The sequence below is a fragment of the Mammaliicoccus sp. O-M54 genome (assembly GCF_022386035.1).
Lineage (GTDB): Bacteria > Bacillota > Bacilli > Staphylococcales > Staphylococcaceae > Mammaliicoccus > Mammaliicoccus sciuri_A.
On record NZ_JAJNJE010000013.1, the window covers coordinates 1 to 20,360 of the forward strand.

The following is a 20,360-nucleotide window of genomic DNA, read 5'->3' on the forward strand; positions in this document are numbered from 1 at the left end:
TGATTGGTTAAGCCAATCACTCTGAAGTACTTTCAGTACTCAATTATTGGAATTAACGTTGACATATTGTCATTCAGTTTTCAATGTTCATAATCTATTTTAAAAATGGTGGAGACTAGCGGGATCGAACCGCTGACCTCCTGCGTGCAAAGCAGGCGCTCTCCCATCTGAGCTAAGCCCCCATAAGTATTAATAGAAGTCGGGAAGACAGGATTCGAACCTGCGACCCCTTGGTCCCAAACCAAGTGCTCTACCAAGCTGAGCTACTTCCCGTTATTTAAAATGGCGCGCCCGAGAGGAGTCGAACCCCTAGCCTCTTGATCCGTAGTCAAACGCTCTATCCAATTGAGCTACGGGCGCAAAAACAAAAATGGTGCCGAGGACCGGAATCGAACCGGTACGGTAATCACTTACCGCAGGATTTTAAGTCCTGTGCGTCTGCCAGTTCCGCCACCCCGGCAAGAAAAAATAAAAATGGAGCGGAAGACGGGATTCGAACCCGCGACCCCAACCTTGGCAAGGTTGTATTCTACCGCTGAACTACTTCCGCTAAATAATTATTTTTATATATAGTATATTTAAAATGGTGAGCCATAGAGGATTCGAACCTCTGACCCTCTGATTAAAAGTCAGATGCTCTACCAACTGAGCTAATGGCTCTAAAACATGGTGCCGGCCAGAGGACTTGAACCCCCAACCTACTGATTACAAGTCAGTTGCTCTACCAGTTGAGCTAGGCCGGCAAAAATGGTGGAGAATGACGGGTTCGAACCGCCGACCCTCTGCTTGTAAGGCAGATGCTCTCCCAGCTGAGCTAATTCTCCAATTAACAATATCGCCCGGCAGCGTCCTACTCTCGCGGAACGTAAGCCCAACTACCATCGGCGCTAAAGAGCTTAACTTCTGTGTTCGGCATGGGAACAGGTGTGACCTCTTTGCTATCGCCACCAGACAATGTTGTTTCGTTTTTGTCTTACCTTATATATTATAAAGAACTCATCAAGGCTTTTCAATAGTAAATTTTACACCTTATTAACTTTCTTTACAAACATCTCGAATTGATATGCGCTTGTTTTCAGCGACCTTTATATAATACACAATTTAGAAACACTCGTCAACACTTTACAACAAAAAAGTTTATATTTTATTAAAAAACTTCATGATTGGCGTTTTAGAGCCTTTCAAAAGTATAAAACCGCACACAATATGGAATTGTGCACGGCTAGTAGTTACATTTATTTTTGTCTCATATAAGGGAATAGTAATACATCTCTAATAGAAGCAGAGTTTGTTAATAGCATAACTAATCTATCAATACCTATTCCTAAGCCACCTGTTGGAGGCATACCATATTCAAGTGCTTCAATAAAGTCATCATCCATTTCATGTGCTTCATCGTTACCTTGATCTTTTTCTTTCATTTGTGCTTCAAATCTTTCACGTTGATCAATTGGATCATTTAATTCAGTAAACGCATTTGCATGCTCTCTACCAACAATAAATAATTCGAATCTATCAGTGAATCTTGGATCTTCAGGATTTTTCTTTGCTAGTGGTGATATTTCGATTGGGTGTCCATAAATAAATGTAGGTTGAATAAGTTTCTCTTCTACTCTTTGTTCGAAGAATTCATTCAGAATATGACCATATGTCATACGATCTTCTACTTCTATATTATGTTCTTTTGCTAAAGCATGTGCTTCTTCATCAGTTTTAACTTCATAGAAATCTACACCCGTATATTCTTTAACGGCATCAACCATATGCCATCTTCTCCAATTAGGTGCTAAATCTATAGATTCTTCACCATATTGTACAGTTGTAGAACCTAATACTTTTTCAGCGATTGCTGCTACCATTGATTCAGTCAAATCCATAATGTCGTTGTAATCAGCATATGCTTCATACAATTCAATCATTGTAAATTCAGGGTTATGTCTTGTAGATACACCTTCATTACGGAATACTCTTCCAATTTCATATACTTTCTCTAATCCACCTACGATTAATCGTTTCAAGTGTAATTCAATTGCAATTCTCATGTATAGAGTAGCATCTAACGCATTGTGATGTGTTACGAAAGGACGAGCTGAAGCACCACCAGCGATTTGGTGCATCATTGGTGTTTCTACTTCTAAGAAACCTTTATTATTTAAGTAAGTTCTCATTTCTTGAATAATTTGGCTTCTTGTAATGAATGTTTTAGTTGATTCTTCACTTGTAATTAAATCTAGGTAACGCTGACGGTAACGTTGTTCAATATCTTGTAAACCATGATACTTATCTGGTAATGGACGTAAAGATTTAGTTAAAACAGTAAATTCTTTCGCTTTAACAGATAATTCTCCAGTATTCGTTTTAAACATAACACCTTTTACGCCTACGATATCACCTAAATCTGCATGTTTCCATATTTCAAATTGTTCGTCACCCACTTGGTCTTTACGAACATAGATTTGAATTTGACCAGTAATATCTTTAACATGTGCAAATCCAGCTTTACCTTTACCTCTTTTAGTCATTAAACGACCTGCGATAGCAACAGCTGATTCGTCTTCTTTATCATGTAATTCTTCTTTACTGAATTCGTCCCATTCTTGGTGTAATGATTTAGAGTCTCCACTGCGGACAAATTTCTTACCGAAAGGATCGATACCTAAATCTTTTAATTCTTGTAATTTTTCTCTACGAACCAACATTTGGTCATTCATTTCTTCTGACATGATTTTCCACTCCTTATTTAAATTACACTTGTTATTTTATTTAAACCACACGTAGATTATTTGCTTTCACCATTATACTTTACTACATGTTCATCGTTTGGCAATAGCTCCCAAATATATTTCTTCGATATAGGTTCCACAACATTTGAGGCAATATCATTCAAAGGTATCATCACAAATGCTCTTTCAGTCATTCTAGGATGAGGTACTTCTAGTTCTGGTGATTGAATAACGGATTGATCATATAATAAAATATCTATATCAATTGTACGTGGTCCCCATCTTTCAACTCGAACACGATGAAGTTGTTGCTCTATCATCATACAAACTTTTAATAATTCAGATGATTCTAATTCAGTTGAGATTTCAATACACATATTTAAAAAATCAGGTTGGTCTGTGTATCCTACTGGTTTCGTTTCATATATTGGAGATTCTTGAATAACTTGAATCCCATCAATTTCATTCAACAATTTAACAGCTTCTTGTAATTGATGTTGCCTATCTCCCATATTACTGCCTAAACCTAAATATGCAGTATGCATTTATCTCTTCCTCACTATCTCAATACCCACACCTTTATAATGTCCAGGTATCGGTGGATTATTTTTAGTAATCTTAACTTTGGTTTCCAATACTCGATTATAGTGCGAAAATAGCTCTTTTGCAATACGTTCTGCAAGATGTTCGATTAATTTTACCGGTTTACCTTCCATAATTTCTTTGACCACTTCAAATACTTCACCGTAGTGAACAGTCTTTTCTAAGTCATCTGTTTCGCCCGCTTCAGAAAGATCTAAATATAATTCTAAATCTACTACAAATATTTGTCCTAGTTCATTTTCTGCTTCAATTGCACCATGGTATCCGTAAAAAGACATGCCTTCTAATATTATTTTATCCATTTAATCGAATCTCCTTCAGAGCATCTATCGTCTTAGCTACTCTTTTGTTCATTTGTACATTATGGACTCTCACAGCATGGACACCTTTTTCAATTCCGTAAGCTGTAGTTGCTGCTGTACCTTCATCACGTTCATCAACATTAGTTTCGCCACCTAATAAGTCATTGATCAATCGCTTTCGGCTTGTCGCAAGCAACACATTGTAACCTGTAGCGACCAATTCATCTAATCGTGACATGACAATACGTTCTTCTTCTCTAGACTTTGCAAAACCAATACCAGGATCTAACCAAATATTCTTTTCGGGTATGCCACAAATTTCTGCTTGGTTTGCTTGTTTTAATAAAGTAAGCAATAATTCTTCCATTACCGGAACATCTCTCTTACCGTCGCCGTTATGCATTAACACAATTTCTGCATTATATTCTGCCACGACTTTCAATATATTCGGATCATATAAACCAGCCCACTGGTCGTTAATCATCGTTACGCCTCTTTTTAAAGATTCTTCAGCAACTTTACTTCTGTATGTATCTACTGAAAGTTGAACATCTAAATCACTGAGCGCTTCAACAACTGGAATAACTCTATCCAATTCCTCTTCTAAACTTACTTCTGTATAACCTGGGCGAGTAGATACACCACCGATATCAATAATATCCGCACCTTCTGAGATAAGTTTCTCAGCGTGTTGTCTTGCTTTATCTACACTATTATATGAACCACCGTCAGAAAATGAATCTGGCGTAACATTTAATATACCCATAATTTTCGTATTCACCAAGATAGTCTTCCTTCCTTTTTCATAGATAAATTTATTATAACAAATTTAAAAAATCACGCCTAAATGAAATAACTTCAAAAGTTATTTATTATAGACGTGATACTTAATTTATAATCATTTATTTATCAATTAGTCTTCAAAAGCGTAAAGTGGTGTAGATAGGTAACGTTCACCATTACTTGGAAGAACTGTTACTACTGTTTTGCCTTCACCTAGTTCTTTAGCTTTTTTCAATGCAGCTACAATTGCAGCGCCTGATGAAATACCACCAAGAATACCTTCTTCTTTAGCAACTTTTCTAGACATTTCCATTGCTTCTTCATTACCTACTTTAATAACATCGTCATAAACATCTGTGTTTAAAGTATCTGGTACGAAACCTGCACCTAAACCTTGTAATTTATGAGGACCTGGTGAACCACCACTTAAAACAGGAGAAGCTTCTGGTTCAATTGCAACTATTTGAATATTAGGATATTTTTCTTTAAGCACTTTACCTGCTCCAGATAAAGTACCACCAGTACCTACACCAGCTAAGAAAGCGTCAATTTGAACACCTTCAAATTGTTCAACAAGTTCAGGACCAGTTGTTAATTCATGGACTTTAGGGTTCGCTGGGTTTTCGAATTGTTGTGGTTCAAAATAGCCTTTTTCTTCTTTTAATTCTTTAGCTTTTTTGATAGCACCTTTCATGCCTTCTGCACCAGGTGTTAATACTAATTCAGCGCCATAAGCTTTTAATAAAGCACGACGTTCGCTACTCATTGTATCTGGCATTACAAATACAGCATTATAACCTTTAGCTGCTGCAACCATTGCTAAACCGATACCTGTGTTACCAGATGTTGGCTCAATAATTGTGTCGCCCGGTTTGATTTTGCCTTCTTTTTCAGCAGCTTCAATCATCGCTAAACCAATTCTATCTTTAACTGAGCTACCTGGGTTTTGATATTCTAATTTTACATAAACGTCTGCTGAACCTTCTTCAACTACTTTGTTTAATTTAACTACAGGTGTATCTCCAATTAATTCTACAATATTATTTACTCTCTTAGCCATTTACGCTTCACTCCTAAACAGTTTTTATACCCTAGTTTATTTATCGGATATAATGATTATAACAAAACTTCATATAAAGTGAAAGTATTTACTAAATTAAAGTGCATTCTTAAGTTCGATTAATTCTTCTTCGCTATATTGATACTTTGTTCTACAGAAATGACATTCTGCTTCAGCACCATAATCTTCTTTAATCATTGCATCAATTTCTGCTTCTCCAAGACCTTTAATTGCATTCAGGAATTTTTCTCTAGAACAATTACATTTGAACTCAACATCCATATGGTCAATAATTCTAGTATTTTCTTTACCTAATACTGTTTCAATTATTTCTTCTGGTGATAATCCTCTATCGATCAATTTAGATACAGGTTCCATTTGATTAATTTTTTCTTCAATTGCTGAAATTGTTTTTTCAGATGCACCAGGCATAAGTTGAATGATGAAACCTCCTGCTGCTTTAATTGTATTATCAGGATTTACTAATACACCTAAACCAACTGCTGAAGGTACTTGTTCACTTGTTACAAAATAATAAGTGAAATCTTCGCCAAGTTCTCCTGAAACAATTGGTGTAGAACCTGTGAAGTAATCTTTCAATCCGATATCTTTAACGACACTTAACATACCATCTGTTCCAACAGCACGTCTAACATCTAATTTACCTTGATCGTTTAATGGAAAATGCGTTTGAGGATTTTGTACGTATCCTCTTACTTTACCTTTCGCATTAGCATCGACCATAATTTTACCAATAGGTCCTCCACCATCAATTGTTACCGTTAATTTTTCTTCATTTTTTAGCATTGATCCCATCATCACACCAGCTGTCATTGATCTACCTAATGCTGCTGATGCAGTTGGCCAAGTGTAATGGCGTGTTTGTGCTTCTTGTATTGTATTTGTTGTTTGAACAGCAAAAGCTCTCACTTCATCATTGAAAGCTAATCCTCTTACTAAATAATCTTTTGTCATGTTTTATACTCCTTCTTTAAAAAAAGCCCCTCTCAATCAAATTGTTGAAAGGGACTTTGTGAAATTATTCTTTACGATCTGTCGGTTTATTGTCACCTAGGTCATCGATATTTGGCTCTTGTTCATGAGCTGGTTCATCTGAATCACTATCTGAATCTGTGTCTTCACGACGTTTTTCATGTGACACTTCTTCTTTTACTTCTTCATATGATTTACCAACTTCATCATCGTCAATATCTAATGTACCTTCTTGTTGCGTTAAGTCACCTTCATATTTATCTTCATCTGAGTCTTCATTTTGGTTAAGATGAGAATCATCATATTTAACTTCTGGTAACTTACCTTCATGGAATAATGATTGAATTTGTTCAGCTACTAATGTTTCTTCTACTAGAAGTGTCTTAGCAATTAATTCTAATTGTGATTTATGTTCAGTTAGAATTTGTTTACAACGTTCGTATTGTTCTTTAATGATACGTTGTACTTCTGAATCAATTTCATAAGCAATTTGGTCTGAATAATTTGGTTCAGATTGCATATCTTTACCTAAAAATACTTGTCCACTATCCGTACTACCGAATTGTAATGGACCTAATTTTTTACTCATACCATATTCAGTAACCATCTTACGCGCAATGTTTGTTGCACGTTGGAAGTCATTATGAGCACCTGTTGATGCTTCTCCAAAGTTTATTTCTTCAGATACACGACCACCAAGTAAACCTACTATCTTATCTAATAATTCTGGTTCAGTCATAAAGTAACGATCTTCTTTAGGAAGCATCATTGCATATCCACCAGCTTGACCACGTGGAACGATTGTAACTTTATGAACCATTTCTGCTTCATCTAATACACAACCGATAATTGTATGACCCGCTTCGTGATAAGCAACAATATTTTTTTCTTTTTCAGAAATCATTCTTGTTTTCTTAGCTGGACCTGCAATAACTCTATCAGTCGCTTCTTCGATATCTCTCATATCAATTTTCGTTTTGTTAGAACGTGCTGCTACTAATGATGCTTCATTTAACAAGTTCTCTAAGTCTGCACCAGAGAAACCAGGCGTTCTTTGAGAAATTGCTTTTAAGTCAACAGTTTCGTCTAACGGTTTATTACGAGCATGTACTTTAAGTACTGCTTCACGTCCTTTTACATCTGGGCGTCCAACTTGGATTTGTCTATCGAAACGTCCAGGACGTAATAATGCAGGGTCTAAAATATCAGGACGGTTAGTTGCAGCTATCATAATGATACCTTCATTTTCACCGAATCCATCCATTTCTACCAATAATTGGTTTAATGTTTGTTCACGTTCATCGTGACCGCCACCAACACCTGCGCCACGTTGACGACCAACAGCATCAATCTCATCTATAAAGATAATACATGGTGCATTTTTCTTAGCGTTCTCGAATAAGTCACGCACACGACTTGCACCGACACCAACGAACATCTCAACGAAGTCTGAACCACTGATTGAGAAGAATGGTGTACCCGCTTCACCTGCTACAGCTCTAGCAAGTAATGTTTTACCTGTACCTGGAGGACCAACTAGTAAGACACCTTTTGGAATACGCGCACCCATTTTCTTGAATTTACGATTATCTTTAAGGAAATCAACTATTTCAACTAACTCTTGTTTCTCTTCATCGGCACCTGCTACATCAGTGAATCTTACACGTTTCTTCTGATTATCATATAGCTTGGCTTTTGACTTACCAAAGTTCATTACTCGGCCGCCGCCACCGCCGCCGCCTTGCATTTGGCTCAAGAAGAAGATGAATAAAAATGCAATAATTAAAACTGGTATAAGCGTTGTTAATACACTAACAAACACACTTTGTTTTTCTTCTTCTTTAACATTAAATTTCAAATCATCTTGTTTCTCAGCAGTTGCTGTTATTTTTTTCAAGTCATCTTGATTATTAAATAAAATAGAAGATGTATATGTTTCATCTTTACCTTTTTTCAATTCACCGCTAACCATATAAACATTCTGTTCTGGTTGAATAGTTAACGTTTTTAAATCGCCTTTTTCTAGCTTCGTCATAAACTCATTATATGTAAGCTGTTTTGGTGATTGTCCATTGCCATTAATGAACTGGAATACACCAAATAGGACGATAGCTAAAAGCGCGATCATTAATATATTACGAAAAGCTTTTTGCATTCAATTTGTCCTCCTACTCAATTAATAAAACTAACAAAAATTTTACCATATTTGTAATTTCATACGCTAGTAATTAAACTTGCTTATACGCATCATTGATATATTTCTGGTTTAAGTGTACCAATGTATGGTAAATTACGATATTTCTCAGCATAATCTAGTCCATATCCTACTACAAATTCATCAGGAATTTTTTCTCCGACATATTTAGCTTCGATATCTACTTTACGTTTCATTGGTTTGTCTAACAATGTTACGATTTCAATAGAGTTAACATTTCTGTATTTCAATAAATCAACAATAGAATTTAAAGTTGTACCTGTTTCTAAAATATCTTCAATGATAATGACATCTCTATTTTCAACAGAAGTACTTAAGTCTTTTAAAATTTTAACTTCTCCAGTTGACTCTGTACCACCGTGATAACTAGAAACATCCATGAAGTCTAATTCTACATGTGTATCAATGTATTTAATTAAATCAGCCATAAACATGATTGAGCCTTTTAAAATACCTACACAAATAGGTGTCTTCCCATTATAATCCTCAGTGATTTGCTTTCCTAATGTTTTGCATCTTTCTTGAATCTGTTCTTCTGATAATACAACAGACTTAATCGAGTCTTTCATTAAAGTCATCTCCAATATAAGTAATAGTTAGTGCGCTTTTAAAGTTAGAATCTATCCAAAAATCACCAATTGCAATTATGTCATCACCATTTAAAATAATTGGACAATTGTTTCTTTTATGTATGTCAATCTTGTTGTCAATCATGATTCTGTTAACTTTTTTGTGATGTTTATTTCCCCGGTTATAATACTGAACACGATCTCCAGACATTCTCGTTCTTACAAATAAAGGCGATGCTATGTCTTTCGTTTCAATTAACCATTTTCCAAATACATATTGTTCATTACGATTTATAAATTTAGAATTTACATTGAACTCAATATCTTCACATAGTAATAATTTATCATATGCTACTATAAACTGCCAATCATCAGATATAGGAATGACGGATTGTTTTGAAAAATTATTAAATACGTGCATCCATTCTTTATATGACTTCTCACTATATCTTCGTTTAACATATTGAGCCATTAATTGATCTAATACTTGAATCTTAATTAAATCGTTCAGCTGATTAAATGCATCACGATTAATTTCAACTTGATCAGACTGTTTTATTTCATTAGCAATAAAATCATCTGCTGCAGTTATAATTAATTTTCTTGCATCATTCATCCATTGATTTAAATCCAGTAAATGATCTGTTGAAAATTCTGATCTTTCTTCAATAACAGGCAACAATTGATTTCGTAAATAGTTGCGAGTATATTTACTATCTTTATTTGAATCATCTTCGTAGTACTTAAAATCATTTTCTTGTTGATATTGTTTTATAAATGATTTGGATACATTTAACAACGGTCTACAAATCATATAATCATTTCTTTTTTGAACTTGTTGAATGCCTAAAGGTCCACGGCCAATTCTCCCAGTAAATAGTCGATAAGCAATGGTTTCTTTTTGGTCATCCATATGGTGTGCCGTCAACAATACATCGCTACTAGTTTGTTTCATCATTTCATCAAACCATTCATATCTCATTTGTCTAGAAATATCTTGTATGCTCTTATTGTGACTAACTGTTTCGCTCAAATCCAATGTCTTGATATATATTTCAATATGATGTTTTTCGCAAAATTGTTTTATAAATTCCGCTTCTTCTCGAGAGGCTTCTCTTAAACCATGGTTGACATGTAAACAAATTAACTTATGATATGTGTCTTTATAAGTTGTATTTAACATGTGTAAAAGTGACATGCTATCTATCCCTGTCGAAACAGCTAAAGCTAAATCATCCTCTTGTTGCCAAGTTACATCCAGCATGATTACACACCTCAATTTTCAAAAATTCATTTGATCTTTTCAAAATAAAAAGAGGCTCAACTAATTAGCCTCTTTTTATTATAATCCATTATCGTCTTGCACCTTTACCGCCACGACGTGATTCAGTTTGTCTCTTAATAGATGTTAACTTATCCTCACTATCTTTTAAAAAGTTTGATAATTTCTTCTCAAAGTCTTCAGGCTTAGCTTCTTTCTTAGGCGCTTGGCGCTTTGGACGTTCTTTAGCTTTTTTAATAGATAAACTAATCTTTCCATCATCAGCTACTGTTAATACTTTAACTTCTACTTCATCGCCTACAGTTAAATGGTCATTCACGTTCTCGACGTAGTTATCAGCAACTTCACTGATATGCACAAGGCCACTTTTCCCTTCAGGTAATTCAACAAATGCACCAAAATTCTTAATACCTGTAACTTTCCCTTTGACTTTATTGCCTACTTCAATTGACATATTATTACTGTATCCTCCTGATATAAATTCACTTTAACTTTATTATATGCTTCTATACAAAATTATACAACGCCATAAACAGATTATTTATCATTTTCCGCGTCTTTTTTGTCTTCTGGTAATTTAAAAATAATTTCACCATCATTGCTTAAAAAGTATTCGCTTCTTGCGAGTTTTTCTATATATTCTTTATCGTTCAGTCGTTTAATTTGTTCTTTAAGTTCTATCTCTTTATCTTGTAACTTTTCATATGTTACAGCTTTTTCTTTACGCTCTTGCACTAATTCATCATTACGATTTTTTTGAAGAAATAGCATGATGATCATAATAACGATTATTAACAATAATACTCCACCAAATAAGGTAAGTCGCTTGCGTATCACTTGGCGCGTTTTATTGACAGTCTTTTTTTGTTTGTTTTGGGACTGTGTATATTCATTATCTAGATTTTTAATTTTTTGCGCCATTGGTGTACCTCCTTATTTATATAGAATCTTGAATTTTTTCTTCTTTGATGACTTCAAACATTGTCTTAGCATTTTCTTTATTAGCATGTTCAGACAACCCTGTCACTTTAACAACAATTATTCTATTACCTAATCTAATTTCCAATTCATCTTCAACACTTACAGTCGTTCCTGCTTTAGCAACTTGACCATTTACTTTAACCCTACCTTGGTCACTCACTTCTTTAGCAAGTGTACGACGCTTAATCAGTCTAGATACTTTTAAATATTTATCTAATCTCAAATTGTTAAATCTCCTTTATTTATAAATTCTTTTAATGATTGTTCACTGTATCCCTCTAATTTGGTTTTATCATACAACTTCAAAAAGTAATCAGCAAATATTTTTTCTAGTTTCTCGCGTTTAACTTTGCCTTCTTTTTGTTTTTCATCATTCCAAATTTTCTTGAGATCTTCAATATCATTCGCTTCTTGGTCTCCAAACACATGTGGATGTCTACGTATCATCTTAGAAGTTAATGTTTGTATCACTTCTCTTACATCAAAGTACGCTTCTTTCTTTCCAATCGCAGCATGTAGCATCACTTGTAACAATATGTCTCCAAGTTCTTCTATCATATGATCAATATCATCTTCATCAATTGCTTCTATTAATTCAAATGCCTCTTCAAGCACATAACGCTTCAATGTTTCATGTGTTTGTACTTTATCCCATGGACAACCTTCTTCGGACACTAATGTATCAATAGTTTGTTCTAAATATTGAAAATCACTGTAAAGTTGTTCATCTTCAGTTATTTTCGGAATGAATAAACTTGTTAAATTTGATAACTCAGCATGATGGTCCATTTCATACAATGGACAAGAAATCACATCTGCTTCGCCTAATCTTGCATTAGAAACGAGTTTCACAGGATGGTCATCAGGATATCTTTCCATCAATGTAACTTTAATATCTGATGCAACTAATTGATCATACACTTGTGTAATAATCGTATTCGTTCTTATATTTAATGAAGTCTCAGACAAACTTGTTCCGTCTAATAATGTAAACCCGTCATTCGGATCAATATTAACAGCTCTGAACATATCATCTAGAAAGCTTTTCCCACCTAACACGTGAACATCCGGTGCTTTCTCTAATAAAAGCTGCGTCGTTGTTTCAGCTACCATTGGGTCACCAGGCACCGCATAAATAATGTTTTCATGTTCAGCTTTTTCAATCAATGTATCGACAATTTCAGAATATACATTAAGAAAATCATCGTGCTTTTCATAAATATAATCAAAACCTTGCCAATTTAAGTCTTCTAATTCTTTAACAACCGGATGGTCTAGCGTACGCGCATATATAACATCAGCTGATTGAAGTTTACGGTAAACGCCCATTGGCAATTCTTCTAAACTATAATTACCTAAGCCAACAACTAATATTTGTTGTGCCATATGTTAATTACTCCTTTATTATTTTATCCATTAAAGGTAAATGTTTCCATTCATCTTTTATTAATATTTTCATTTTTATTATACCTATTATGACAACCATTACGCCAACAATACCTGCCAGTAACATAATTAATAGACTAGTCATTCTCGTGTGCGTTGGAATGAGCAATACAACTTGTACAAATATAGACATGATCGCAAGTAAAGTAATCACTTTAATCATAAATAAACCCATACGTTGAAATTGATAAAGTTTCATCACACGTACATGCAAAATCAAAGTATAAATAGCAAGCGACATGACTGTCGATAAACTCGCACCAAATATACCAAACTGCAGTACAAACCAGTAATTCCCGATCAATTTCGTTACCATACCAATCATGAGCGCAATAAATAATATATTTCTATTTAATTTCACTTGCAATAAAGCTGTATACATAATGATAAATGTCACGAATACAACTGCGAGCATAAAGACGCTCAATGTACCGATTAATTCATTCGTTTTAAAGAACACAGTATTTAATAATGGTAGTAAGTTCATTAAGCCAAATGCGGCAGCCATACTAAATAACACTGTTATCTTTAAGGATGTATTAGCATATTCATTCACGAGTTGATGGTTTTTCTTTTGCAGTTGTTCTGTTAACAATGGAATAAGCACAAAACTAAATGTCGTTGTGATGATTAGCCCCATCTGAATCAATGAAGCACCTCTATCAAACACACCTTTTACTTTTATACTCTCATGAAAGCTATATCCATTCTCTTGCAACAAATGTATAAGCGTAAATGAATCTACAATTTGCCATAAAATCAATATCAAATAAGAAATGGCATACAAGATTGTCATCGTCACGATATTTTTAGTGTCACTCAACTTTATTTCCCAGGAAAATCTCAGTCTAGGCTTTCTTTTAAACCAGAAGTAAATTGCAATACAACTTAATCCCAATACAGAACCACTGATTGCGATTGTACCAGCTTGATAAATCGAAATATTCAAGCCAACTAATAGCAAAATCGCAGTTAAAATCACACCCACTCTAACGACTTGATCAATAACCTGTGAAACGGCAATAAAGTTCATCTGATGTTTCATTTGATAATACCCTCGTACCATCGAGATAAATACAAGTGGTATTAACGCTAAACTCGCCATACGAATCATAGGCGTTAAGTTCGGATCACCCATCAGTCCGCTTATCAATTGTGCACTTAAAAATATAGCAACACTTAGCAATAAACAAGTCATTTGTAAGAACCAGAACATACCTATTATTTCTGATTGTTTACGTTGAATCATCCAGCTACTCATGACACTAGGAAGCGCGTTTAAACTTACAACACTTACAATCGCAACAAGCGGATATACTTGTTGGTATGCATATAATCCTTCATCACCTAAAACATTTTGGTAAGGCACTCTATAAATTGCGCTTAAAATTTTAACAATGACCATCGTGCCTGTTAACAACAATACACTATTAAAAATGGGTTTAGATTGTGTCATCGTCTACCAAACTTTCATTGATCACATTAGTTAAGAATTTCAAATCGTCTAACCATTGTTTTGATTTTTGTAATTTAAACACCATTTGATTGTCTGACACAGCTATTTTTAATTTTCTACCTAATGGTTCTGTAACTTTAAACAACACGTCACCTTTTAAATGATTTGTTGTATATTCTGATGCTGTCAGTTGTATCACTTTAGCGACTTCTTTAATTTCTGTAATACCGAAATGAATACCATTCAATCTTACTTCAACAACGTCTAATAAACGTTGAACTTCAACAGGATATTCACCAAAACGATCGATTAATTCATCTTGAATATCTTCCAATTGAGATTGCGTCGTAATTGATCTCAATTTTTTGTACATTTCAATTTTGGCTTGTTCATTCTTAATGTATTCAGCAGGTATATAGGCATCTATCTTAATATCTACTTCAAGTTGTGGTACTTCTGATTCTGGTTCAATGCCTCGTTTCACATTAACCGCTTCTTCTAACATTTGAGAATATAAGTCATAACCTACAGAATCTATGAACCCATGCTGCTGACTACCTAATAGATTTCCTGCGCCACGAATATTCAAATCGCGCATGGCAATTTTAAATCCTGAACCTAATTCAGTAAATTCTTTAATAGCTTGCAGTCTTTGCTCAGCAACTTCAGTCAGTACTTTATTTTGTTCATGTAAGAAATATGCATAACCAATTCGACTAGAACGACCCACTCGTCCACGTAACTGATACAATTGACTCAATCCAAATCTATTAGCGTCTTCAATAATCAATGTATTAGCATTTGGAACATCGACACCCGTTTCAATAATCGTTGTTGTAACTAAAATATCGTATTCTCCATCGACAAAATTCAACATCGTTTCTTCTAATTCTCGTTCTGTCATTTGTCCATGAGCAACGCCTATTCTCGCATTAGGCATGAGCATAGATAACTGTTCACTCTTTTGATATATAGACTGCACGCGGTTATATAAATAGAATGCTTGTCCACCACGTGAAAGTTCACGTTCTAGTGCTTCTTTAACAAAACTCATATTCTGTTCTAATACATACGTTTGAACAGGGAATCTGTTTTCAGGTGGTGTTTCAATAACAGATAAGTCTCTAACACCTAATAAACTCATATGAAGTGTTCTCGGAATTGGTGTAGCTGTTAAAGTAAGAACGTCTACATTTGTCTTTAATGCTTTAATTCTTTCTTTATGTTTCACACCAAACCTTTGTTCTTCATCGACGATTAATAATCCTAAATCTTTATATTCAACATCTTTACTTAGTAATTTATGTGTACCTACAACAATATCTACAAATCCAGATTTGATACCTGCTTTCGTTTCTTTAACTTGTTTAGGTGTTCTAAATCTACTCATCATTTGAATTTCTACTGGATATTCTTGCATACGTTCTCTGAATGTTTCAAAATGTTGCTGAGCAAGAATCGTTGTTGGTACGAGCACGGCTACTTGCTTACCTTCCAAGACCGCTTTAAATGCAGCTCTTATTGCTACCTCAGTCTTACCATATCCAACATCACCACAAAGCAGTCTATCCATCGGTCTTCTTTTTTCCATATCTGCTTTAATTTCTTCTAAAGAAGTGACTTGGTCAGGCGTAGGCTCATATGGAAAGTCCATTTCAAATGTCATTTGTTCTTCAGTATCCGGACCGTATTGATAACCTTCAACTTGTTCTCTCTCTTGATAAAGTTTCAACAGTTCATCCGCAATATCTTCCACATTTTTTTGAACTTTAGCTTTTGTTTTTTTCCATTCTGTACCGCCAAGTTTATTCACCTTTGGCTCTTTATCATCTGATCCAACAAACTTCTGAACATCATTCATTTGATCAACTGGTACAAATAATTGATCGGTACCTTTGTATTGAATTTTAATATAATCTTTATGAATGCCAGATACTTCTAATGTTTCAACGCCTAAATATTTACCAACACCATGATGTACGTGTACAACATAATCTCCTACATTCAATTCTTGGTAAGATTTTATTTTTTCAGCATTAGATAACTTTTGTCTTCTTTTAGATTGTTTTCTTTCACGTGCTTTGAAAAGTTCTTTTTCTGTCACGACGACAAGCTTCATATAAGGCAATTCGAACCCTTCAGACAGCGCGCCATCTGTTACGACAGCTTGTCCTCTGTCACCGACTTGTTCTACCCTATCTATAACAGTTGGAATTTTCATGTCGTTTAACATACTTTGAATACGAGACTTTCTCGTTTCAGATTCTGCTAATAATACGACTGTGAATCCTTGTTTCATAAAGCGATCAAACTCTGATTGCATAATGTCGTATTGTCCATAGAATCTTTGAACAGGTTTACATGAGAATTTCACCATCTCTTCAATTTCAACTGGCATACTTGCAGTAAATAAAGTGAAATAAGCGATTTTATGTTGATGTAACAATTCTGTAAAAGCATGTTCTGAAATAAAACGTTGGCCAATAAATCCTTGTCCTGATTCTATTAGCGATTGCGTAAATTCTTCGATTTCAACATCTAATGAATGTTCAGTTTCTTTAATTCGATTATATTCGTCTACAACAACAAGTGCATCATCCGCAAAATAATCTGTTAAAGTTGTCACTTCATCATACATAAACGAAATCACACGTCTTAAAATTTGATGATCTTTCAATTCATCACTTTGCATCAATATCGTTTGATACGTATCTTTTAAGTCGGGTCGCATTTCTGTAGCTAGTTGTTGTCTAGTCTTTTCATATGCTTCTTCCATACGTTCTGGAAGTTGGCTAATTTGTTCACTTGTAAAAATATAATCACTAGCCGTTGTAATTTCAACTTGTTCAACATTACCTAAAGAGCGTTGCGTTTCAACGTCAAACAATCTCATACCGTCTACTTCAGTATCAAACAATTCAATTCGAACAGGATCTCCAGTTACTGGATAGATATCAATCAACCCACCACGAATCGAGAACTCACCAACTGCTGATACTAACGATTGCCTCTTATAACCCATATCAATCAATTGATTAGCCCATACATCTAAGTCAATATCATCACCTATTTGAATCGATTTATAATGTTCATTCCAAATGTGTTTCGGTGTTAATTGTTTTTTCAAGCCATTTATAGGCACGATAAATAAGCCCTTCTTGCCTTGAGCAAGTTGGGTTAGTGTTCTGATACGTTCACTCATTAAATCAGGACTTTGCGTAGAGAACGCCTCAATCATAATATCTTGTACAGGAAACTTAAATACTTCTTCAGGTGGTAATAATTGAAGAATATCCGCTTCTAATTTATCCGCCTGATACAAGTTATTTGTTACGATAACGAGTTGTTTATCATTTTTAAGATATTGTTCTAATATGAGTAGTGCTTTACTCGACTGATTCAGTCCTGTTATGAGTATGTTCTTTTCTCCAAATATTTGCGTTAATTCTTGAAATCGTTCGTCTGCTTGTATGATTTCATGGATAACGTGTTTCATATTACTTCACCATTATACTGGTTCATCACATTCTGAAAAGTTTCGCCTTTAATTAAAGCTTCACAAGCATCTGCTGCGCGATCGATTACTTTTTCCATTGTAATCATTTCATCATCAGAGAACTTTTGAAGCACATAATTCGGTACACTCATGCCATTTGTAGGACGATCAATTCCGATTCTAATACGGTTAAAACGGTCTGTCCCTAAATGTTGAATTAAAGACTTCATACCGTTATGACCACCAGCACTTCCTTTCTGACGTAGTCTCAAATGACCTTGAGACTGGTCCATGTCATCATAGAGTACAACTAGATCCTCTATATCTATATTATAATAGTCCATTAGTGGTCTTACAGCTTCACCTGATAAATTCATGAAAGTCATAGGCTCAATAAGCATTACTTTCTCTCCATTTATAAGCCCTATTGTATATGCGCCTTTAAATTTTTGTTTATCTAAGTCTAATTGGTGACGATCAAGCAATTTATCAACTACTTCAAAGCCAATATTATGACGCGTAAGGTCATATTTCTTTCCGATATTTCCAAGTCCAACAATACATTTCATGTTGTAACCTCCATATTAATACTAAGTATATATTATAGCATTTTTGTGATTTATTTCATCTATCTATACTTAAATAAAAAAACCCAACACAAATGTGTTGGGTTGAAGATTTAAAAAATATTATTTTTCTTCTTCTTCTGCTTCTTCTTTTTCAGCTTCTTCTTCTGCTACTGCATCAGCTTCTTCAGCTGCAGTTTCTTCAGCGTCTTCAGCAGGTTCTTCTGTTGGAGGAACTACTGTTACAACTGCTTCTTCTTTATCGTTTTCGATAGTGTATTTATCAGTTGCATCTAAGTCGCCTACTAAGTAGCTATCACCAATAGCTAATTCTGTAATATCAACTTCGATATTTTCAGGAATTGCATCTGGAGTAGTTGTAACTTGTAAGTCGAATAATGGTTGTTGAACTACGCCACCTTCAGAAGCACCAACTGATTCACCTACTAATACTACAGGTACGTCTACAGTTAATTCTTCTTTCATGTTGATAGCTAAGAAGTCAACGTGAGTGATTTGGTTTTTAAGAGAATCATATTGATAATCTGAAACCATAACTTTGATTGTTTTTGAACCAACACCTAATTCGATAACGCCGTTACGTCCAACTTCACGAATTGTTTTGATGAATTCAACTTCATCAACTTTAACAGATGTATTTTTAGCACCGTAACCGTATACGACTGCTGGAATAACACCTGAAGCTCTTAATTTACGTAAACTAGAACGAGTTTGTTTACCTTGACGGATAACTGACTTTAATGAAGTCATTATCTTTTCCACCTTTCATTTATGCGCGATATGCGCTCCTACACTTACCCATCAACAACAATTGCTGCTTGTAAGTGGTTATTTAGTCCATAAAAATGAACCGTTTGTTATTATACACGAATATTATAAATTAATCAAATAGCACACTAACAGATTCTTGTTCATATACTCTAACAATTGCTTGTGCTAATAATTCTGCTACAGACAATTCTTTAACGTTTGCAGGTTTTCTATCTTCTGGTAATTGAATTGAGTTTGTAACAACTAATTCTTTAATTTGAGAATTTTCGATACGCTCTTTTGCTGGTCCTGATAATACAGGGTGTGTACAACAAGCATATACTTCTTTCGCACCTTTTTTAACAAGTGCATCTGCTGCTAATGTAATTGTTCCAGCTGTATCAATAATATCATCGATAATGATGGCAGTCTTACCATTAATATCTCCAACAATATTCATAACTTCTGCTACGTTTGGTTTCGGACGACGTTTATCAATAATAGCGATAGGTGTTTTTAGACGGTCAGCCATTTTACGCGCTCTTGTTACGCCACCATGGTCAGGCGAAACAACTACTGTTGTTTCAGGATCTAAACCTTTTTCTAAGAAGTAATTTGATAAAATTGGTACGCCCATTAAATGATCAATCGGTATGTCAAAGAACCCTTGAATTTGAGGTGCATGTAAATCAAGTGCTATCATTCTGCTTGCGCCAGCTTTTTCAATAATATTTGCCACAAGTTTAGCAGTGATTGGTTCACGGCTTCTAGCTTTACGGTCTTGTCTTGCATAACCGTAATAAGGCATTACAATATTAATATTTGCTGCTGATGCACGTTTACAAGCATCAATCATAATTAATAATTCCATCAAGTGTTCATTCACTGGGTTTGATGTTGGTTGAATAATAAATACATCACAACCACGGATACTTTCTTCAATATTAATTTGAACTTCACCATCAGCAAATCTCTTAACTGTAGATTTACCTAATGGAATCCCTACTAAATTGGCAACTTCTTGCGCTAATGGTTGGTTACCTTCAAGCGAAAATATTTTTAATGAAGAGTTCTTATATTCAGTGTTCAACATTTCTGTTCCTCCGATATCATT

Annotated in this window: 18 protein-coding genes, 8 tRNA genes and 1 rRNA gene; all 27 read right to left on the reverse strand. The window is 34.5% G+C overall.

Going from position 1 to position 20,360, the window contains the following annotated elements:
* Positions 1-106: 106 nt before the first annotated feature.
* Positions 107-182: transfer RNA gene (locus tag LQ673_RS14070), tRNA-Ala, on the reverse strand.
* A gap of 17 nt (positions 183-199) precedes the next feature.
* Positions 200-273, reverse strand: a tRNA-Pro gene (locus LQ673_RS14075).
* A gap of 10 nt (positions 274-283) precedes the next feature.
* Positions 284-360, reverse strand: a tRNA-Arg gene (locus tag LQ673_RS14080).
* A gap of 11 nt (positions 361-371) precedes the next feature.
* Positions 372-460, reverse strand: a tRNA-Leu gene (locus LQ673_RS14085).
* 15 nt (positions 461-475) lie between these two features.
* Positions 476-550: transfer RNA gene (locus LQ673_RS14090), tRNA-Gly, on the reverse strand.
* A 34-nt stretch (positions 551-584) separates the two neighbouring features.
* A tRNA-Lys gene (locus LQ673_RS14095) sits at positions 585-660 on the reverse strand.
* Positions 661-667: 7 nt separating this feature from the next.
* Positions 668-743: transfer RNA gene (locus tag LQ673_RS14100), tRNA-Thr, on the reverse strand.
* Positions 744-748: 5 nt separating this feature from the next.
* Positions 749-824, reverse strand: a tRNA-Val gene (locus LQ673_RS14105).
* A 13-nt stretch (positions 825-837) separates the two neighbouring features.
* Positions 838-952, reverse strand: a 5S ribosomal RNA gene (rrf, locus tag LQ673_RS14110).
* Between the two features lie 283 nt (positions 953-1,235).
* Positions 1,236-2,723, reverse strand: a complete 1,488-nt coding sequence (gene lysS, locus LQ673_RS14115; protein WP_126476464.1) for a lysine--tRNA ligase — start codon at positions 2,721-2,723, stop codon at positions 1,236-1,238.
* Between the two features lie 56 nt (positions 2,724-2,779).
* Positions 2,780-3,268 carry a 2-amino-4-hydroxy-6-hydroxymethyldihydropteridine diphosphokinase gene (gene folK, locus LQ673_RS14120; protein ID WP_037590343.1) on the reverse strand — a complete coding sequence of 163 codons (489 nt, stop codon included), beginning with the start codon at positions 3,266-3,268 and terminating at the stop codon, positions 2,780-2,782.
* The gene (gene folB, locus LQ673_RS14125; protein ID WP_239705881.1) at positions 3,269-3,628 is read right to left on the reverse strand and encodes a dihydroneopterin aldolase; all 360 of its coding nucleotides are present in this window, start codon (positions 3,626-3,628) and stop codon (positions 3,269-3,271) included.
* The gene (folP, locus tag LQ673_RS14130) at positions 3,621-4,412 is read right to left on the reverse strand and encodes a dihydropteroate synthase (RefSeq protein ID WP_025905555.1); all 792 of its coding nucleotides are present in this window, start codon (positions 4,410-4,412) and stop codon (positions 3,621-3,623) included. The genes folB and folP overlap by 8 nt, the downstream gene beginning before the upstream one ends.
* A gap of 129 nt (positions 4,413-4,541) precedes the next feature.
* Positions 4,542-5,471 (reverse strand): cysteine synthase A, encoded by a 930-nt coding sequence (gene cysK, locus LQ673_RS14135; RefSeq protein ID WP_239705882.1) that lies wholly within the window; start codon positions 5,469-5,471, stop codon positions 4,542-4,544.
* 96 nt (positions 5,472-5,567) lie between these two features.
* Positions 5,568-6,446, reverse strand: a complete 879-nt coding sequence (hslO, locus tag LQ673_RS14140) for an Hsp33 family molecular chaperone HslO (RefSeq protein WP_239745094.1) — start codon at positions 6,444-6,446, stop codon at positions 5,568-5,570.
* 64 nt (positions 6,447-6,510) lie between these two features.
* A complete protein-coding gene (gene ftsH, locus LQ673_RS14145; protein ID WP_037590340.1) occupies positions 6,511-8,619 on the reverse strand; it encodes an ATP-dependent zinc metalloprotease FtsH in 2,109 nt (702 codons plus the stop codon).
* Positions 8,620-8,711: 92 nt separating this feature from the next.
* Positions 8,712-9,248: a hypoxanthine phosphoribosyltransferase gene (hpt, locus tag LQ673_RS14150; protein ID WP_037590339.1), complete on the reverse strand. Its 537-nt coding sequence runs from the start codon at positions 9,246-9,248 to the stop codon at positions 8,712-8,714.
* Positions 9,232-10,512 carry a tRNA lysidine(34) synthetase TilS gene (tilS, locus tag LQ673_RS14155; protein WP_239705883.1) on the reverse strand — a complete coding sequence of 427 codons (1,281 nt, stop codon included), beginning with the start codon at positions 10,510-10,512 and terminating at the stop codon, positions 9,232-9,234. The genes hpt and tilS overlap by 17 nt, the downstream gene beginning before the upstream one ends.
* A gap of 88 nt (positions 10,513-10,600) precedes the next feature.
* Positions 10,601-10,984 (reverse strand): S1 domain-containing RNA-binding protein, encoded by a 384-nt coding sequence (locus tag LQ673_RS14160; protein WP_025905561.1) that lies wholly within the window; start codon positions 10,982-10,984, stop codon positions 10,601-10,603.
* Between the two features lie 83 nt (positions 10,985-11,067).
* Complete coding sequence (locus tag LQ673_RS14165; RefSeq protein WP_025905562.1) at positions 11,068-11,451, reverse strand: FtsB family cell division protein; 384 nt, start codon at positions 11,449-11,451, stop codon at positions 11,068-11,070.
* Between the two features lie 16 nt (positions 11,452-11,467).
* On the reverse strand, positions 11,468-11,734 hold the full coding sequence (locus LQ673_RS14170) for an RNA-binding S4 domain-containing protein (RefSeq protein WP_037590337.1): 267 nt from the start codon (positions 11,732-11,734) through the stop codon (positions 11,468-11,470).
* Positions 11,731-12,897, reverse strand: coding sequence for a MazG nucleotide pyrophosphohydrolase domain-containing protein (locus tag LQ673_RS14175; RefSeq protein WP_239705884.1), 1,167 nt, complete (start codon positions 12,895-12,897; stop codon positions 11,731-11,733). Before LQ673_RS14175 ends, LQ673_RS14170 begins: the two co-directional genes overlap by 4 nt.
* Positions 12,898-12,904: 7 nt before the next feature.
* Positions 12,905-14,413, reverse strand: a complete 1,509-nt coding sequence (locus LQ673_RS14180; protein WP_239705885.1) for a polysaccharide biosynthesis protein — start codon at positions 14,411-14,413, stop codon at positions 12,905-12,907.
* Complete coding sequence (gene mfd / locus LQ673_RS14185) at positions 14,400-17,909, reverse strand: transcription-repair coupling factor (protein ID WP_239705886.1); 3,510 nt, start codon at positions 17,907-17,909, stop codon at positions 14,400-14,402. Before mfd ends, LQ673_RS14180 begins: the two co-directional genes overlap by 14 nt.
* A complete protein-coding gene (gene pth, locus LQ673_RS14190; RefSeq protein WP_037590333.1) occupies positions 17,906-18,478 on the reverse strand; it encodes an aminoacyl-tRNA hydrolase in 573 nt (190 codons plus the stop codon). The genes mfd and pth overlap by 4 nt, the downstream gene beginning before the upstream one ends.
* 120 nt (positions 18,479-18,598) lie before the next feature.
* Positions 18,599-19,246: a 50S ribosomal protein L25/general stress protein Ctc gene (locus LQ673_RS14195; RefSeq protein ID WP_037590332.1), complete on the reverse strand. Its 648-nt coding sequence runs from the start codon at positions 19,244-19,246 to the stop codon at positions 18,599-18,601.
* 130 nt (positions 19,247-19,376) lie between these two features.
* The gene (locus LQ673_RS14200) at positions 19,377-20,339 is read right to left on the reverse strand and encodes a ribose-phosphate diphosphokinase (protein ID WP_025905569.1); all 963 of its coding nucleotides are present in this window, start codon (positions 20,337-20,339) and stop codon (positions 19,377-19,379) included.
* Positions 20,340-20,360: the final 21 nt, after the last annotated feature.

Excerpts from the sequence above, each read along its gene's own strand:
- ftsH (WP_037590340.1), bottom strand. The coding sequence starts at position 8,619 with ATGCAAAAAGCTTTTCGTAATATATTAATGATCGCGCTTTTAGCTATC.
- cysK (WP_239705882.1), bottom strand. The coding sequence starts at position 5,471 with ATGGCTAAGAGAGTAAATAATATTGTAGAATTAATTGGAGATACACCT.
- LQ673_RS14175 (WP_239705884.1), bottom strand. The coding sequence starts at position 12,897 with ATGGCACAACAAATATTAGTTGTTGGCTTAGGTAATTATAGTTTAGAA.
- pth (WP_037590333.1), bottom strand. The coding sequence starts at position 18,478 with ATGAAATGTATTGTTGGACTTGGAAATATCGGAAAGAAATATGACCTT.
- folK (WP_037590343.1), bottom strand. The coding sequence starts at position 3,268 with ATGCATACTGCATATTTAGGTTTAGGCAGTAATATGGGAGATAGGCAA.
- LQ673_RS14200 (WP_025905569.1), bottom strand. The coding sequence starts at position 20,339 with ATGTTGAACACTGAATATAAGAACTCTTCATTAAAAATATTTTCGCTT.
- folB (WP_239705881.1), bottom strand. The coding sequence starts at position 3,628 with ATGGATAAAATAATATTAGAAGGCATGTCTTTTTACGGATACCATGGT.
- LQ673_RS14195 (WP_037590332.1), bottom strand. The coding sequence starts at position 19,246 with ATGACTTCATTAAAGTCAGTTATCCGTCAAGGTAAACAAACTCGTTCT.
- LQ673_RS14160 (WP_025905561.1), bottom strand. The coding sequence starts at position 10,984 with ATGTCAATTGAAGTAGGCAATAAAGTCAAAGGGAAAGTTACAGGTATT.
- LQ673_RS14165 (WP_025905562.1), bottom strand. The coding sequence starts at position 11,451 with ATGGCGCAAAAAATTAAAAATCTAGATAATGAATATACACAGTCCCAA.
- LQ673_RS14180 (WP_239705885.1), bottom strand. The coding sequence starts at position 14,413 with ATGACACAATCTAAACCCATTTTTAATAGTGTATTGTTGTTAACAGGC.
- hpt (WP_037590339.1), bottom strand. The coding sequence starts at position 9,248 with ATGAAAGACTCGATTAAGTCTGTTGTATTATCAGAAGAACAGATTCAA.
- hslO (WP_239745094.1), bottom strand. The coding sequence starts at position 6,446 with ATGACAAAAGATTATTTAGTAAGAGGATTAGCTTTCAATGATGAAGTG.
- tilS (WP_239705883.1), bottom strand. The coding sequence starts at position 10,512 with ATGCTGGATGTAACTTGGCAACAAGAGGATGATTTAGCTTTAGCTGTT.
- mfd (WP_239705886.1), bottom strand. The coding sequence starts at position 17,909 with ATGAAACACGTTATCCATGAAATCATACAAGCAGACGAACGATTTCAA.
- lysS (WP_126476464.1), bottom strand. The coding sequence starts at position 2,723 with ATGTCAGAAGAAATGAATGACCAAATGTTGGTTCGTAGAGAAAAATTA.